A 13,459-nucleotide genomic window follows, 5' to 3' on the forward strand; every position below is an offset into this window, starting at 1 on the left:
GCAGGTCCGACGCTACCCTGCCGGGCGGGCGGACCGGCAGCCCGCCCGGCAACTTCTGGATAACCTTCCGCCCGGCTAGCCCGCGGAGGGGGAGGCCGTGCCGGGCTTCTTGCCCTTGTTGGCCTCGGCGACCCACTTCTTCAGGTTCTCCGGCGAGATCTGCTCGCCGCCCTTGGTCGGGAAGATCGATTCTCCGTTGAGGAGGACCGACGGGGTGCCGCGGAAACCGCCGTTCTGGAAGGCCTCGTTGGACTTCTCGACCCAGCCGTCGTGCGTGCCGTCCTCGACGCAGGAGCGGAACGACGGCGTGTCGAGGCCGGGGACCTTGGCCGCCAGCTCGATCAGCTTGGCGTTGTTCCCGAAGGCGTCGTCGGTCTCCTGCGGCTGGTTGGTGTAGAGCGTGTCGTGGTAGGGGGTGAACTTGCCGGCGTCCTGGGCGCAGGCCGCCGCGTTCGCCGCCCGGAGCGAGCCGCTGCCGCCCATGTTGCCGTCGATGAGGGTGGCGAGGTGGTACTCGGCCTTGAGCGCTCCGGCGGCCTCCAGCTCGTGGATGGAGTCCCGCATCACGTTCTCGAACTGGGCGCAGGCCGGGCAGCGGAAGTCCTCCCAGATCTGGAGGGTGGACGGGGCGTCCGCCTTGCCGGTGGGGATGGCCGGCTTGTCGCCCTCGATCGCTCCGGCGGGGGCGACGACCGGGCCGGCCTTGTCGGACCCGGTGTCCTTGTCGCCGCTCGCGGCGATCACGCCGACGACGGCGGCGAGGCCGAGGACGCCGACCACTCCCGCCGTCACGATCAGGACCCGCCGCTGCTTCTCGCGGGCCTTCTCGCGCTCGCGCTGCTGCTGCAGGCGCTCCCGCGCGCTCTTGTTGCTACCGTCACGGTTCTTCTCGCTCACGCCCACAGCAACGAACCGGGGAGGCGCGTCCGCGCCTCCCCGGTCCGATGTCCACCCGAACGGACTACGTGCGCTACGGGGTGCGGCGCACGCCCTCGGCGAGTTCGGCCGCCAGTTCCTTTACGGCGGCGAGTCCGGCGGCCTCGTCGCCGTCGGCGTCGAGGATCCGCTGGACGAAGGCCGAGCCGACGATCACGCCGTCGGCGAAGGCGGCGACCTCGCGGGCCTGGGCCGCGTTGGAGACGCCGAGGCCGACGCAGACCGGGATCTTCGCGGTGACCCGGGTGCGGCGCACCAGGTCGGCGGCCTGCTCGCCGACCGAGGCGCGGGTGCCGGTGACGCCCATCAGGGAGGCGGCGTAGACGAAGCCGGAGCCGGCCGCGGTGATGGTGGCGAGCCGCTCGTCCCTGCTGCTGGGGGCAACGACGAAGACGGTGGCGAGACCGTGCTCGTCGGCGTGCTTGCGCCACAGCGCCGACTCCTGGACCGGCAGGTCCGGCAGGATGCAGCCGGCGCCGCCGGCCTCGGCCAGCTCCCGGACGAAGCGCTCGACGCCGTACCGGTCGATCGGGTTCCAGTAGGTCATGACGAGGACCGGCTTGCCGGTGGCCTCGTGGGCCTCCTTCACCGTGCGCATGACGTCGGCGATCCTCACGCCGCCGCGCAGGGCGATGTCGTCGGCGGTCTGGATGACGGGGCCGTCCAGGACCGGGTCGCTGTGCGGGAGGCCGACCTCGACGATGTCGGCGCCGCCGTCGAAGGCCGCCCTGACCGCCTTGATGCCGCCGTCCACGGTCGGGAAGCCGGCCGGGAGGTAGGCGATGAGCGCCGCCCGGCCCTCGGCCCCGGCCCGCTCCAGGGTGTCGCTGAGCAGCTGGATGTTCCCGGTCACTTGGCGTCCCTCTCGATCTCGGCGGTGCCGGCCCCGTCCGCGGCCACCTCTGCGTCCGTCTCGTACAGGCCGAAGTAGCGGGCGGCCGTGTCCATGTCCTTGTCGCCGCGGCCGGAGAGGTTCACGACGAGGAGCGCGTCCCTGCCGAGCTCCTTGCCGACCTCCAGCGCTCCGGCGAGCGCGTGCGCCGACTCGATGGCCGGGATGATGCCCTCGGTGCGGGAGAGCAGCCGCAGCGCCTGCATGGCGGCGTCGTCGGTGACGGCCCGGTACTCGCCGCGGCCGGTGTCCTTGAGGTACGAGTGCTCCGGGCCGATGCCGGGGTAGTCGAGGCCCGCCGAGATCGAGTACGGCTCGGTGATCTGGCCCTCGTCGTCCTGGAGGACGTACGACCGGGAGCCGTGCAGGATGCCGGGCTCGCCGGCGGTGAGGGTGGCCGCGTGCTCGCCGGTCTCGACGCCGTGGCCGGCCGGCTCGCAGCCGATGAGCCGGACGCCGGTGTCGGGCAGGAAGGCGTGGAAGAGGCCGATGGCGTTGGAGCCGCCGCCGACGCAGGCGATGGCCGCGTCGGGGAGGCGGCCGGCGCGCTCCAGGAGCTGGCGGCGGGCCTCGACGCCGATGACCCGGTGGAAGTCGCGGACCATCGCGGGGAAGGGGTGCGGTCCGGCGACCGTGCCGAAGAGGTAGTGCGTGCGGTCGACGTTGGCGACCCAGTCGCGGAACGCCTCGTTGATGGCGTCCTTGAGGGTGCGGCTGCCGGACGTCACGGCGACGACCTCGGCGCCGAGCATCCGCATCCGGGCCACGTTGAGGGCCTGCCTCTGGGTGTCGACCTCGCCCATGTAGATGGTGCAGTCGAGGCCGAAGAGGGCGCAGGCGGTGGCGGTGGCGACGCCGTGCTGGCCGGCGCCGGTCTCGGCGATCACCCGGGTCTTGCCCATGCGCTTGGTGAGCAGCGCCTGGCCGAGCACGTTGTTGATCTTGTGCGAGCCGGTGTGGTTCAGGTCCTCGCGCTTGAGGAAGATCCGGGCGCCGCCGGCGTGCTCGGCGAAGCGGGGCACCTCGGTGAGGGCGCTGGGGCGGCCGGTGTAGTTGGCCATGAGGTCGCCGAGTTCGCGGGCGAACTCGGGGTCGTTCTTGGCCTTCTCGTACTCGACGGCGACCTCGTCGACGGCGGCGACGAGGGCCTCGGGGATGAACTTGCCGCCGAAGGCGCCGAAGTAGCCCTCGGGCGACGGGACCTGACCCTCCGGGTCCGGGATGAAGAACTCGCTGGTCATGCTGATGCTGCTCCTCGCGGGGCGATGCGATCGTGAAAGGACGTGACTCGCTTCGTACGCGCGCGCGGCCGCGGCTGCCGCCGTTCCGTTGGGGGCAGTCGTTCCGCTGGGGCGATGGGGGTCCCCCCTGGGGGAGGGTGGGCACAACGGAACGGCACCTGTGCGGATGCCTCCGCCCTCGTGCCTGGACCCGCACCGGTACGGAGCCGTACAGGGGTGCGGGTCCAGGCCCGGAAAGCCTTGGCCCGGCAGAGGGGCGCCGTCCCTGTGCCCACCCGTCCCTCCCCCGAGGACTTCGTCCAGGGGGACCCCAGCGGGACGCCTGCCCACAGGGACGGCCGGGCGCAGCCCGCGAGGGGCTACAGGTCGCCGCGCGCGTCAGCGGAGGCGCGCCATCGCATGCCCGGGACCGTGCCCGGCTCGGAGCCGATGCAGTGGCGGACCCGGCGGCCGCGGACCCGGCGGGCGGGCGCCCGGCAGCCCCGGGGCCGGCAGCCGCGGGCGAGCCGCGCGTGGGCGGCCACGGCGACCGCGCGCACGCCGACCGGCCCGCGGGCTGCGGAGCCCGGGGCGATCGGCACGGCGCGGCGCGGGGTCACGGTCGGGTCAGCTCCGGCCGTGCCGCAGGGCCGGGTGGGCGCCGGCGGCGACGAGGTCGGCGACGGCGGTCTTCGGGTCGCGGCCGGTGACCAGGGACTCGCCGACGAGGACCGCGTCGGCGCCGGCGTTGGCGTACGCGATCAGGTCGTGCGGGCCGCGGACGCCGGACTCGGCGACCTTGACGATGCCGGCCGGGATCTCGGGGGCGACGCGCTCGAAGGTGGAGCGGTCGACCTGGAGGGTCTTGAGGTTGCGGGCGTTGACGCCGATGATCCGGGCGCCGGCGTCGACCGCGCGCTCGACCTCCTCCTCGTCGTGGACCTCGACGAGCGGGGTGAGCCCGATGGACTCGGCGCGCTCGATGAGGGAGACGAGGGCCTCCTGCTCCAGGGCGGCGACGATGAGGAGCGCGAGGTCCGCTCCGTACGCCCGGGCCTCCCAGAGCTGGTAGGCGGTGACGATGAAGTCCTTGCGCAGGACGGGGATGTCGACCCGGGCGCGCACGGCCTCCAGGTCGGCGAGCGAGCCGCCGAAGCGGCGCTGCTCGGTGAGGACGGAGATGACGGCGGCGCCGCCCGCCTCGTAGTCGGCGGCGAGGCCGGCCGGGTCGGCGATGGCCGCGAGCGCTCCCTTGGACGGGCTCGACCGCTTGACCTCGCAGATCACCGTGACGCCGTCGCCGCGCAGCGCGGCGACCCCGTCCTTGGCCTGCGGGGCCTTGGCGGCCCGGTCCTTGAGCTCGTCGAGGGAGACCCGCGCCTGCCGCTCTGCGAGGTCGGCGCGCACGCCTTCGATGATCTCGTCGAGCACACTCACGCGAGAGGCCCCCTTCCGGGACGGTGACGGTTCCACGGGAACCTGATGGGCACGGTTCAGCCACGTCGATGGTATCCGCAGGTGGCCTTCGGCTCCGCATCGAGCGGCGCGGCGTCCCACGTGCTGGGACTTCAGGGTGCCAGTCCGGAGCCGGCCGGAAGGTTGCGGACCACCGTGAACAGGGCGGTCAGCGCGCCGAGCGCCCACCACCGGGCGGGGGTCAGGACGATCCGGGTCGGCGCGCCGCGGACGGCGCGGACCAGCCACACCGCCATGAGGACCGCGCAGACGGCGTAGCCGGCGACGGCGAGGGCGTTGGCGCCGAGGGCGGTCGCGAGGTCGCCGTGGGCGACGGCGTGGGCGCTGCGCAGGCCGCCGCAGCCGGGGCAGTACAGGCCGGTGAAGCGGAGCAGCGGGCAGACGGGGTAGTGCCCGGGTTCGTTGGGGTCGACGGCGCCGACGTACGCGAAGGCGGCGGCGGTGCCGGCGAGGGTGGCGAGGGGGGCGAGCAGCCGTCGGCGGAGCGGGCGGCTGCGGAACTCCTCGGCCTCCCGGAGCCCGGGGGCGTACGGCTCGGCGGGGGCGGCGGTCTGCGGCGTCGGCTCGGCGGTCACGCCGCGATTGTCGCCCGGGGCGCCCCGGGACGCACGACGGCGCAGTCCGGACGTGCCGGACTGCGCCGTTCGCGTGGTTCCCGGGCCCGCGCGCGTCACGCGGCGGACCTCAGGGCCGGGCCGGGGGTCAGGCGCGGGCGCGGGCCGCGGCGCTCGCGGTCTCGCGGGCCGCGATGACCGCCTGGGACTCCTTCGGCATGCCGAGGCCGGCGAGCTTCATCGCGAGGCCGACGACGCCGCCGAGGACGATGACGCCGATGCCGGCCCAGAAGCCGGCCACGTTCGCCGCCACCATGAAGACTCCGGCGATGCAGAAGCCGATGAAGGAGATGATGACACCGGTCCAGGCGGCCGGGGTGTGTCCGTGGGCGCTGCCCGCCATGAGTTGCTCCTCGTAGATGTTGCTCGGTGGTGACGTCGAAGACGACGGCCGTCCTGTGATGACGGCTTCATTCTTCCGCACATGACCCCGCGGAGGTGACTCGGGGGGTCCCGGACGATCACGCGTCGTGCGTCGGGTCCTCGCCGCGGTCGAGCGCCTTCCACAGGTCCTCGGGCCGGTCGGGGTCGCCCGCGGCGGGGCGGCGCGCCGGGCGGGCGGCGCCGGAGCGCTCGTAGCGGCCGCCCATCGCGGGCCAGGTCTTGCCGTAGCGGAGGGCGAAGAGGCCGGCGAGGAGGATGAGCAGGGCGCCGGCGGCGGCCACGTACGGCCAGGCGGTGTGGGTGAGGCCGGCGACGGCGGCGGCGGTGTCGCCGCTGATCCGGGCGGCCTCGGCGTCGAGGGCGGCGCTGTCGGAGGCGCCGAGGAAGGCGGCGAGGGCGGCGCCCGCGCCGCTGAGGGCGAGGAGCCCGGCGACGAGGGTGCGGCCGGCGCGGCGGACCGCGAAGACGGCGACGAGGGCGGCGAGGCCGACGATCGCGAGGGCGGTCGGCACGCCGGTGACGGTGCCGCCGTCGGCCTCGACGGGGACGGTGCCCCCGGCGACCGACGCGGTGCCCTCCGCCCAGATCTGGCCGGCGGAGAGCAGTACGACGGTGGCCCCGAGGGCACCGAGGAGCAGGGCGAGGGCGAGGCTCCGCCGACCGCCGGAGGTGACGGCCGCGCGGGCGGCTCGGGGCTGGGGTACGGGTACGGCGCTCACGTACCCACTATCCCCTACGGCCTCGGTGAACCTTTCATCCGGTTGGCGGTGTGGACGGCGCGGAGCACGGCGGCGGCCTTGTTGCGGCACTCGGCGTCCTCGGCGGCCGGGTCGGAGTCGGCGACGACACCCGCTCCGGCCTGGACGTACGCGGTGCCGTCGCGGAGCAGGGCGGTGCGGATGGCGATGGCGGTGTCGGAGTCGCCGGCGAAGTCGAGATACCCGACACACCCGCCGTACAGGCCGCGCCGGGAGGGCTCCAGCTCCTCGATGATCTGCATCGCGCGGGGCTTGGGCGCGCCGGAGAGGGTGCCGGCGGGGAAGCAGGCGGTGAGGACGTCGAAGGCGGTCCTCCCCTCGGCGACCCGGCCGGTGACGGTGGAGACGATGTGCATGACGTGGGAGTACCGCTCGATCGACATGAAGTCGACGACCTCGACGGAGCCGGGGGCGCAGACCCGGCCGAGGTCGTTGCGGCCGAGGTCGACCAGCATGAGGTGCTCGGCGCGCTCCTTGGGGTCGGCGAGCAGCTCCTCGGCGAGGTCGTGGTCCTCCTGCGGGGTGGCGCCCCGGTGCCGGGTGCCGGCGATGGGGTGGAGCATCGCCTGCCCGTCCTCGACCTTGACGAGGGCCTCGGGGCTGGAGCCGACGACGTCGAAGCCGTTCTCGAAGCGGAAGAGGTACATGTACGGGGACGGGTTGGTGGCCCGCAGGACCCGGTAGACGTCGAGGGCGGAGGCGGCGCAGGGGGTCTCGAAGCGCTGCGAGGGCACCACCTGGAAGGCCTCGCCGGCCCGGATCCGCTCCTTGATGTCCTCGACGGCGTCCTGGTAGGCGGGGCCGCCCCAGAGCGCGGAGTACTCGGGCAGTTCGGAGGCGGGCAGGGCGACGGGGGTGGTGGCGACGGGGCGGGCCAGGTCGGCCTCCATCGCGTCGAGGCGGGCGACGGCGTGCGCGTGGGCCTCGTCGACGCCGGTCTCCAGGTCGTTGTGGTTGATCGCGTTGGCGATCAGGAGGACCGAGCCGTCCCAGTGGTCGAGGACGGCGAGGTCGCTGGTGAGCAGCATGGTGAGCTCGGGGAGCTCCAGGTCGTCGCGGCCGTGCTCGCCGATGCGCTCCAGGCGGCGGACGATGTCGTAGCCGAGGTAGCCGACCATGCCGCCGGTGAAGGGCGGCAGCCCGCCGGCCAGGTCGCGCGGGGTGTGGAGGGTCTCGACGGTGGCGCGCAGGGCGGCGAGCGGGTCGCCGTCGACGGGGACGCCGACGGGCGGGGTGCCGAGCCAGTGGGCCTCGCCGTCCTTCACGGTGAGGGTGGCGTCGCTGCGGACGCCGATGAAGGAGTAGCGGGACCAGCTGCGGCCGTTCTCCGCGGATTCGAGGAGGAAGGTGCCGGGGCGTTCGCCGGCGAGCTTGCGGTAGAGCCCGACCGGGGTGTCGCCGTCCGCGAGGAGCCTGCGGCTGACGGGGATGACGCGGCGGTCGGCCGCCAGCTTGCGGAAGGTCTCGAGATCCATGGCGCCAGACCCTACTCGGCCGCGGGGAGGAGGACGTCGGTGTCGAAGCAGGTCCGGGTGCCGGTGTGGCAGGCGGCGCCGACCTGGTCGACCTTGACGAGGATCGTGTCGGCGTCGCAGTCGAGGGCGACCGACTTGACGTGCTGGACGTGCCCGGAGGTGTCGCCCTTGACCCAGTACTCGTTCCGGCTGCGGGACCAGTAGGTGCAGCGGCCGGTGGTGAGGGTGCGGTGGAGGGCCTCGTCGTCCATCCAGCCGAGCATGAGCACCTCGCCGGTGTCGTACTGCTGGGCGATGGCGGGGACCAGGCCGTCGGGGCTGCGCTTGAGGCGGGCGGCGAGGGCCGGATCGAGGCCGCTGGGGGTCCGGGGCGTGCTGCTCATGGGGCCATTGTGCCGTGGTGCGCGGGGGTGTCCGGCGCGGTGTCCACTGGGCGGACGGCGCGGCGCGGTCGTACGCTGGCGGGCATGTCGACCCATGCCAAACGTGAACGGCTTCTGCTCGCTGATCTGTTGGAGGCGGCCGGCCCCGACGCCGCGACGCTGTGCGAGGGCTGGCGGACGCGGGACCTCGCGGCGCACGTGGTGGTGCGGGAGCGCCGGCCGGACGCGGCGGCCGGGACGCTCGTGCCGGTGCTGAAGGAGCGCCTGGAGCGGGTGCAGGAGGAGTTCGCCGGGAAGCCGTACGAGGAGCTGATCGGCCTCATCCGTACGGGTCCGCCGCGCTTCTCCCCGTTCACGATCAAGCAGGTGGACGAGGGGGCGAACGTCGTCGAGTTCTACGTCCACGCCGAGGACGTCCGGCGGGCCCAGCCCGGCTGGTCGGCGCGGGAGCTGGACCCGGTCTTCGCGGACGCCCTGTGGTCCCGGCTGGAGAGGGGCGCCCGCCTCCTGGGGCGCAAGGCGCCGGTGGGCCTGGTGCTGCGCCGCCCGAACGGCCAGACGGTCGTCGCCCACAAGGGCACCCCGGTGGTGACGGTCTCCGGGGAGCCGGGCGAGCTGACGATGTACCTGTACGGGCGTACGGAGGTGGCGAAGGTGGGCCTGGAGGGCGACCCGGACGCGATCGAGCTGCTGAGCACGACGAAGCAGCTGGGGATCTGAGCTAGCCGGGCAGTTCGGCGCGGCGGAGGGCCGGGACGGAGAGGGCGAAGACTCCGGAGAGGGCGCAGACGGCGGCGCTGGCGACGAAGACGGGGCCGGGACCCCACAGGCCGATGGCCGCGCCGGTGAGCGGGAAGCCGAGCGGCGCGAGCCCGAGGCTGCCGAGGCTGGAGACGGCGCTGACCCGGCCGAGGTACGCGGGGTCCGCCTCGGTCTGGACGAGGGCGCCGCACAGCACGCCGTTGAGCCCGGCGAGCAGCCCGACCAGGACGGCGACCAGCACGGCGACGGGCAGCTGCGGTACGAAGGCGAGCGCGCCGATCGACAGAGCGCCGAGGGCCATGCTCCAGCCCATGACCGCACCCGCGCGGGGCACCCGTCCGCGCACGGTGAGCAGCAGCGAGGCCGCGCCCGCGCCCGCGCCGAACCCGAAGAGGATCCAGCCGATGCCCGGGGCTCCCCAGCCGCGCTGCTGGGCGAGGAGGGCGAGGCCGACGTTGAGCGGGCCGACGAAGCCGAGGTCGGCGAGCAGGACGACGATCATCAGCGGGCCGAGGACGCGGTGGCGGTGGAGGTAGCGCAGTCCGTCGGCGAGATCGCGCAGGGCGGTGCCGTCGGTCCTCTCGTCGGCGGGGAGCGGACGGAGCTTGAGCGCGCACAGCAGGGGCAGGGAGAGCGCGAAGAGCACGCCGGCGACGGTGAAGGCGGTCGCGGAGCCGCCGAGGGCGACGGCGAGGCCGCCGAGGGGGGAGCCGAGGACGGCGCCCATGCGGTAGGCGAGGCCGCGCATGCCCTGGACGCGGGCGAGCTGGTCGCGGTCGGCGATCCGGGGCGGCAGCGCGCCCACGGCGGGCAGGAAGAGGGCGTCGACGGTGCCGAAGACCAGGGCGACGGCGGCGAGCGCCCAGAGCCCGGGCGAGGCGAGGAAGAGGATCGCGGCGAGGCCGAGGGTGGCCAGGCAGCGGACGGCGTCGGAGGCGATGACGACCCGGCGCGGCCCGAGCCGGTCGGCGATCACTCCCCCGACGAGCATGAGCAGGGCGCGGGGAACGGCCGAGACGGTCATGACGAGTCCGGCCTGGGCGGGGCTGCCGCTGCTGACGGCCGCCCAGGAGAGGGCCAGGTAGTAGACGCTGTCGCCGAGGGTGGAGGCGGTGTAGGCGCCGAGCCAGCGCAGGACCTGGGGGCTGCGGTGGGCGGGGCGGGCGGCCTCGATGACGGCGGTCACGGGCGGTAGGGGAAGGCGTGGAGGTGGACGGCGACGTTCTCGCGGCCCTCGGTGTCGCCGGCGGCCTCGGCGTCGCGGGCGATGCGGTCGTACTTCTCGCAGACGGCGCCCAGCTCCTCGTTGAGCGCGGTGAGCTCGGCGGCGGTGAGGCGGGGCAGCCACTCGGAGCTGATCGAGGCGGAGCGCCAGGCGTCGGACCAGGTGAGGCGCTCGTCGAGGAAGCGGCGGTGGAGTGCGGAGCGCTGCTCGTTGACGGTGCGGCCGACGGCGTCGCTCGCGGCGGCCAGTTCGGGGCTGTCCCTGACGTCCTCGTCGCGGATGGTGACGCCGTACGAGCTGGGGCGCCACCAGCGCTCCCGGCCGTCGCTGGACTGGGCCTCGGCCTCTTCGACGAGGCCGTGCTCGGCGAGCTTGCGCAGGTGGTAGCTGACGAGGGAGACGGCCTCGTCGACCTGCTCGGCGAGCTGGGAGGCGGTGGCGGTGCGGGCGACGAAGAGGTTCCGGTAGAGGCGCATGCGCAGGGGGTGCGCGATGGCCTTGAGGGTGCCGAGGTCGGTGATCCGACGGTTCTCCTGCGAGGTCATGTCCATGACCGTAGATGCGAAAGGAAAGTTGCGCAAGGAAGATTGCGCAACTTTCCTTTCGCATCTGACCGATGAAAAGGGCCCCCTCAGGGGCCCTTCCCACAAGCGGAATCCGTCTCAGCGGACCTCGTGCCCCGCCTCCCGCAGCGCTCCCTTGACCTCGCCGATCCGCAGATCGCCGAAGTGGAAGACGGAGGCCGCGAGCACCGCGTCCGCGCCGGCCGCGACGGCCGGGGCGAAGTCGGCGAGCTTGCCCGCGCCGCCGCTCGCGATCACCGGCACGGTGACGTGCTTGCGCACGGCCGCGATCATCTCGGTGTCGTAGCCGTCCTTGGTGCCGTCCGCGTCCATCGAGTTGAGCAGGATCTCCCCCGCGCCCAGCTCGGCGGCCCGGTGGGCCCACTCGACGGCGTCGATGCCGGTGCCCTTGCGGCCGCCGTGGGTGGTGACCTCGAAGGAGCCGGAGGCCGTACGGCGGGCGTCCACGGACAGGACGAGGACCTGGCGGCCGAAGCGCTCCGCGATCTCCCGGATCAGCTCGGGGCGGGCGATGGCGGCGGTGTTGACGCCCACCTTGTCCGCGCCGGCCCGCAGCAGCCTGTCGACGTCCTCGGCGGAGCGGACGCCGCCGCCGACGGTGAGCGGGATGAAGACCTGCTCGGCGGTGCGGCGCACCACGTCGTAGGTGGTCTCGCGGTTGCCGGAGGAGGCGGTGATGTCGAGGAAGGTCAGCTCGTCGGCGCCCTCGGCGTCGTACAGCTTGGCCATCTCGACGGGGTCGCCGGCGTCCCGCAGGTTCTGGAAGTTGACCCCCTTGACGACCCGGCCGTTGTCCACGTCCAGGCAGGGGATCACGCGCACGGCGAGGCTCATGCCGCATCACTCCCGTACGCCTCGACCTCGACCTCGACGACCATGGCGGGGTCGACGAAGCCGGAGACGATCAGCATCGTGGCGGCGGGACGGACCGCGTCGAAGAGGTCCTTGTGGGCGCGCCCCACCTCGTCCACGTCACCGGCGTGGGTGAGGTACATGCGGGTGCGGACCACGTGCTCGGGGCCGAGCCCGGCCTGCTCCAGCGCCTTGAAGGCGACGCCGAAGGCGGCCTTGGCCTGCTCGTACGGGCCGCCCGCGTCGGCGGCCGTGCAGCCGGAGACGAGGACCAGGCCGTGGGGCAGCCGGACGGCGCGGGAGTACCCGATGACGTCCTCGTAGGGGCCGCCGGAGGAGATGCGGGTGACGTCGGTGCTCATGCGGACGCCACCGCCTGAAGGGCCTCCTCCAGGGTGAACGCCTTGGCGTAGAGCGCCTTGCCGACGATCGCTCCCTCGACGCCCAGGTGCGTCAGCCCGGCCAGGGCGCGCAGGTCGTCCAGGGAGGAGACGCCGCCGGAGGCGACGACGGGCTTGTCGGTGGCCGCGCAGACGTTCTTCAGCAGCTCGGTGTTGGGGCCGGTGAGGGTGCCGTCGCGGCCGATGTCGGTGACGACGTAGCGGGCGCAGCCCTCGGCGTCGAGGCGGGCGAGCGTCTCGTAGAGGTCGCCGCCCTCGCTGGTCCAGCCGCGGCCCTTGAGGGTGGTGCCGCGCACGTCGAGGCCGACGGCGATCTTGTCGCCGTGCTCGGCGATGACCTTGGCGACCCACTCGGGGGTCTCCAGGGCGGCGGTGCCGAGGTTGACCCGGGTGCAGCCGGTGGCGAGGGCCGCGGCGAGCGAGGCGTCGTCGCGGATGCCGCCGGACAGCTCCACCTTGATGTCCATGGCGCCGGTGATCTGCCGGACCAGCTCGCGGTTGTCGCCGGTGCCGAAGGCGGCGTCCAGGTCGACGAGGTGGAGCCACTCGGCGCCGGAGCGCTGCCAGGAGAGGGCCGCCTCCAGCGGGGAGCCGTAGGAGGTCTCGGAGCCGGACTCGCCGTGCACGAGCCGGACGGCCTGGCCGTCACGCACGTCGACGGCGGGGAGGAGTTCGAGAGTGCTCACAGGGTTCCGATCCAGTTGGTGAGGAGCTGGGCTCCGGCGTCGCCGGACTTCTCGGGGTGGAACTGGGTGGCCCACAGGGCCCCGTTCTCCACCGCGGCGACGAAGGGCTCGCCGTGGGTGGCCCAGGTGACCTTGGGGGCGCGGATGTTCTTGTTGCCGACCTCCAGCGTCCACTCGCGCACCGCGTAGGAGTGCACGAAGTAGAAGCGGGCGTCGGCGTCGAGGCCCGCGAACAGCTCGCTGTCCGCGGGCGCGTCGACGGTGTTCCAGCCCATGTGGGGCACGACGGGGGCCTCCAGCGGCTCGACCGTGCCGGGCCACTCGTCGAGGCCCTCGCTCTCGACGCCGTGTTCGATGCCGCGCTCGAAGAGGATCTGCATGCCGACGCAGATGCCCATGACGGGGCGGCCGCCGGCGAGACGGCGGCCGACGATCCAGTCGCCGCGGGCCTCCTTGAGCCCCTGCATGCAGGCGGAGAAGGCGCCGACGCCGGGGACGAGGAGTCCGTCGGCGTTCATCGCCCTCTCGTAGTCGCGGGTGATCTCGACGTCGGCGCCGACCCGGGCGAGCGCGCGCTCGGCGGAGCGGACGTTGCCGAAGCCGTAGTCGAAGACGACGACCTTCCTGCGGTTGCCCGTGCCGCCCGTCATGCCCACACGTCCAGCCGCATGACGCCGGCGGTGAGGCACATCACCGCGCCGATGGAGAGCAGCACGATGAGGCCCTTGGGCATCTGCTGCTTGACGAAGGAGTAGATGCCGCCGAGCAGGAAGAGGCCGACGACGATCAGGATCGTGGAGAGTCCGGTCAC

General features: G+C 73.7%; 18 protein-coding genes. 1 reads left to right on the forward strand and 17 read right to left on the reverse strand.

Annotated features, from left to right (window positions below; genetic code table 11):
* Window positions 1-75: 75 nt before the first annotated feature.
* From ACFW6A_RS01005 to hisI, 10 genes are all read right to left on the reverse strand, one after another.
* Complete coding sequence (locus tag ACFW6A_RS01005) at window positions 76-897, reverse strand: thioredoxin domain-containing protein (RefSeq protein ID WP_351841118.1); 822 nt, start codon at window positions 895-897, stop codon at window positions 76-78.
* 73 nt (window positions 898-970) lie between these two features.
* On the reverse strand, window positions 971-1,789 hold the full coding sequence (gene trpA, locus ACFW6A_RS01010; RefSeq protein WP_386638044.1) for a tryptophan synthase subunit alpha: 819 nt from the start codon (window positions 1,787-1,789) through the stop codon (window positions 971-973).
* Complete coding sequence (gene trpB / locus ACFW6A_RS01015; protein ID WP_351841114.1) at window positions 1,786-3,069, reverse strand: tryptophan synthase subunit beta; 1,284 nt, start codon at window positions 3,067-3,069, stop codon at window positions 1,786-1,788. The genes trpA and trpB overlap by 4 nt, the downstream gene beginning before the upstream one ends.
* Window positions 3,070-3,428: 359 nt before the next feature.
* Window positions 3,429-3,668: a tryptophan biosynthesis modulator TrpM gene (gene trpM, locus ACFW6A_RS01020; RefSeq protein ID WP_386638047.1), complete on the reverse strand. Its 240-nt coding sequence runs from the start codon at window positions 3,666-3,668 to the stop codon at window positions 3,429-3,431.
* Between the two features lie 7 nt (window positions 3,669-3,675).
* Entirely contained in the window at window positions 3,676-4,485 is an 810-nt protein-coding gene (gene trpC / locus ACFW6A_RS01025) for an indole-3-glycerol phosphate synthase TrpC (RefSeq protein WP_351841112.1), read from the reverse strand.
* 131 nt (window positions 4,486-4,616) lie between these two features.
* Window positions 4,617-5,099 carry a DUF2752 domain-containing protein gene (locus ACFW6A_RS01030; RefSeq protein WP_386478922.1) on the reverse strand — a complete coding sequence of 161 codons (483 nt, stop codon included), beginning with the start codon at window positions 5,097-5,099 and terminating at the stop codon, window positions 4,617-4,619.
* Between the two features lie 127 nt (window positions 5,100-5,226).
* A complete protein-coding gene (locus tag ACFW6A_RS01035; RefSeq protein ID WP_351841110.1) occupies window positions 5,227-5,481 on the reverse strand; it encodes an HGxxPAAW family protein in 255 nt (84 codons plus the stop codon).
* A 118-nt stretch (window positions 5,482-5,599) separates the two neighbouring features.
* Entirely contained in the window at window positions 5,600-6,241 is a 642-nt protein-coding gene (locus tag ACFW6A_RS01040) for a TIGR02234 family membrane protein (RefSeq protein WP_351841108.1), read from the reverse strand.
* Between the two features lie 14 nt (window positions 6,242-6,255).
* A complete protein-coding gene (locus ACFW6A_RS01045) occupies window positions 6,256-7,755 on the reverse strand; it encodes an anthranilate synthase component I (RefSeq protein ID WP_351841106.1) in 1,500 nt (499 codons plus the stop codon).
* An 11-nt stretch (window positions 7,756-7,766) separates the two neighbouring features.
* A complete protein-coding gene (gene hisI, locus ACFW6A_RS01050; RefSeq protein WP_351841104.1) occupies window positions 7,767-8,138 on the reverse strand; it encodes a phosphoribosyl-AMP cyclohydrolase in 372 nt (123 codons plus the stop codon).
* An 84-nt stretch (window positions 8,139-8,222) separates the two neighbouring features.
* On the opposite strand from hisI, the gene ACFW6A_RS01055 reads away from it, so the two are divergent.
* Window positions 8,223-8,858, forward strand: coding sequence for a TIGR03085 family metal-binding protein (locus ACFW6A_RS01055; protein WP_351841102.1), 636 nt, complete (start codon window positions 8,223-8,225; stop codon window positions 8,856-8,858).
* Between the two features lies 1 nt (window position 8,859).
* Here ACFW6A_RS01055 and ACFW6A_RS01060 read toward each other — a convergent pair whose 3' ends face one another.
* From ACFW6A_RS01060 to ACFW6A_RS01090, 7 genes are all read right to left on the reverse strand, one after another.
* Window positions 8,860-10,086 (reverse strand): MFS transporter, encoded by a 1,227-nt coding sequence (locus tag ACFW6A_RS01060; protein ID WP_386638051.1) that lies wholly within the window; start codon window positions 10,084-10,086, stop codon window positions 8,860-8,862.
* Entirely contained in the window at window positions 10,083-10,670 is a 588-nt protein-coding gene (locus tag ACFW6A_RS01065; RefSeq protein WP_351841098.1) for a helix-turn-helix domain-containing protein, read from the reverse strand. The genes ACFW6A_RS01060 and ACFW6A_RS01065 overlap by 4 nt, the downstream gene beginning before the upstream one ends.
* 117 nt (window positions 10,671-10,787) lie before the next feature.
* On the reverse strand, window positions 10,788-11,543 hold the full coding sequence (hisF, locus tag ACFW6A_RS01070; protein ID WP_351841096.1) for an imidazole glycerol phosphate synthase subunit HisF: 756 nt from the start codon (window positions 11,541-11,543) through the stop codon (window positions 10,788-10,790).
* Window positions 11,540-11,923 (reverse strand): RidA family protein, encoded by a 384-nt coding sequence (locus tag ACFW6A_RS01075; RefSeq protein WP_351841094.1) that lies wholly within the window; start codon window positions 11,921-11,923, stop codon window positions 11,540-11,542. The genes hisF and ACFW6A_RS01075 overlap by 4 nt, the downstream gene beginning before the upstream one ends.
* The gene (gene priA / locus ACFW6A_RS01080; RefSeq protein ID WP_351841092.1) at window positions 11,920-12,648 is read right to left on the reverse strand and encodes a bifunctional 1-(5-phosphoribosyl)-5-((5-phosphoribosylamino)methylideneamino)imidazole-4-carboxamide isomerase/phosphoribosylanthranilate isomerase PriA; all 729 of its coding nucleotides are present in this window, start codon (window positions 12,646-12,648) and stop codon (window positions 11,920-11,922) included. The genes ACFW6A_RS01075 and priA overlap by 4 nt, the downstream gene beginning before the upstream one ends.
* Window positions 12,645-13,298 carry an imidazole glycerol phosphate synthase subunit HisH gene (hisH, locus tag ACFW6A_RS01085; RefSeq protein WP_386638054.1) on the reverse strand — a complete coding sequence of 218 codons (654 nt, stop codon included), beginning with the start codon at window positions 13,296-13,298 and terminating at the stop codon, window positions 12,645-12,647. The genes priA and hisH overlap by 4 nt, the downstream gene beginning before the upstream one ends.
* Entirely contained in the window at window positions 13,295-13,459 is a 165-nt protein-coding gene (locus ACFW6A_RS01090) for a hypothetical protein (RefSeq protein ID WP_351841088.1), read from the reverse strand. Before ACFW6A_RS01090 ends, hisH begins: the two co-directional genes overlap by 4 nt.

Source organism: Streptomyces sp. NPDC058758 (genome assembly GCF_042746075.1).
GTDB lineage: Bacteria > Actinomycetota > Actinomycetes > Streptomycetales > Streptomycetaceae > Streptomyces.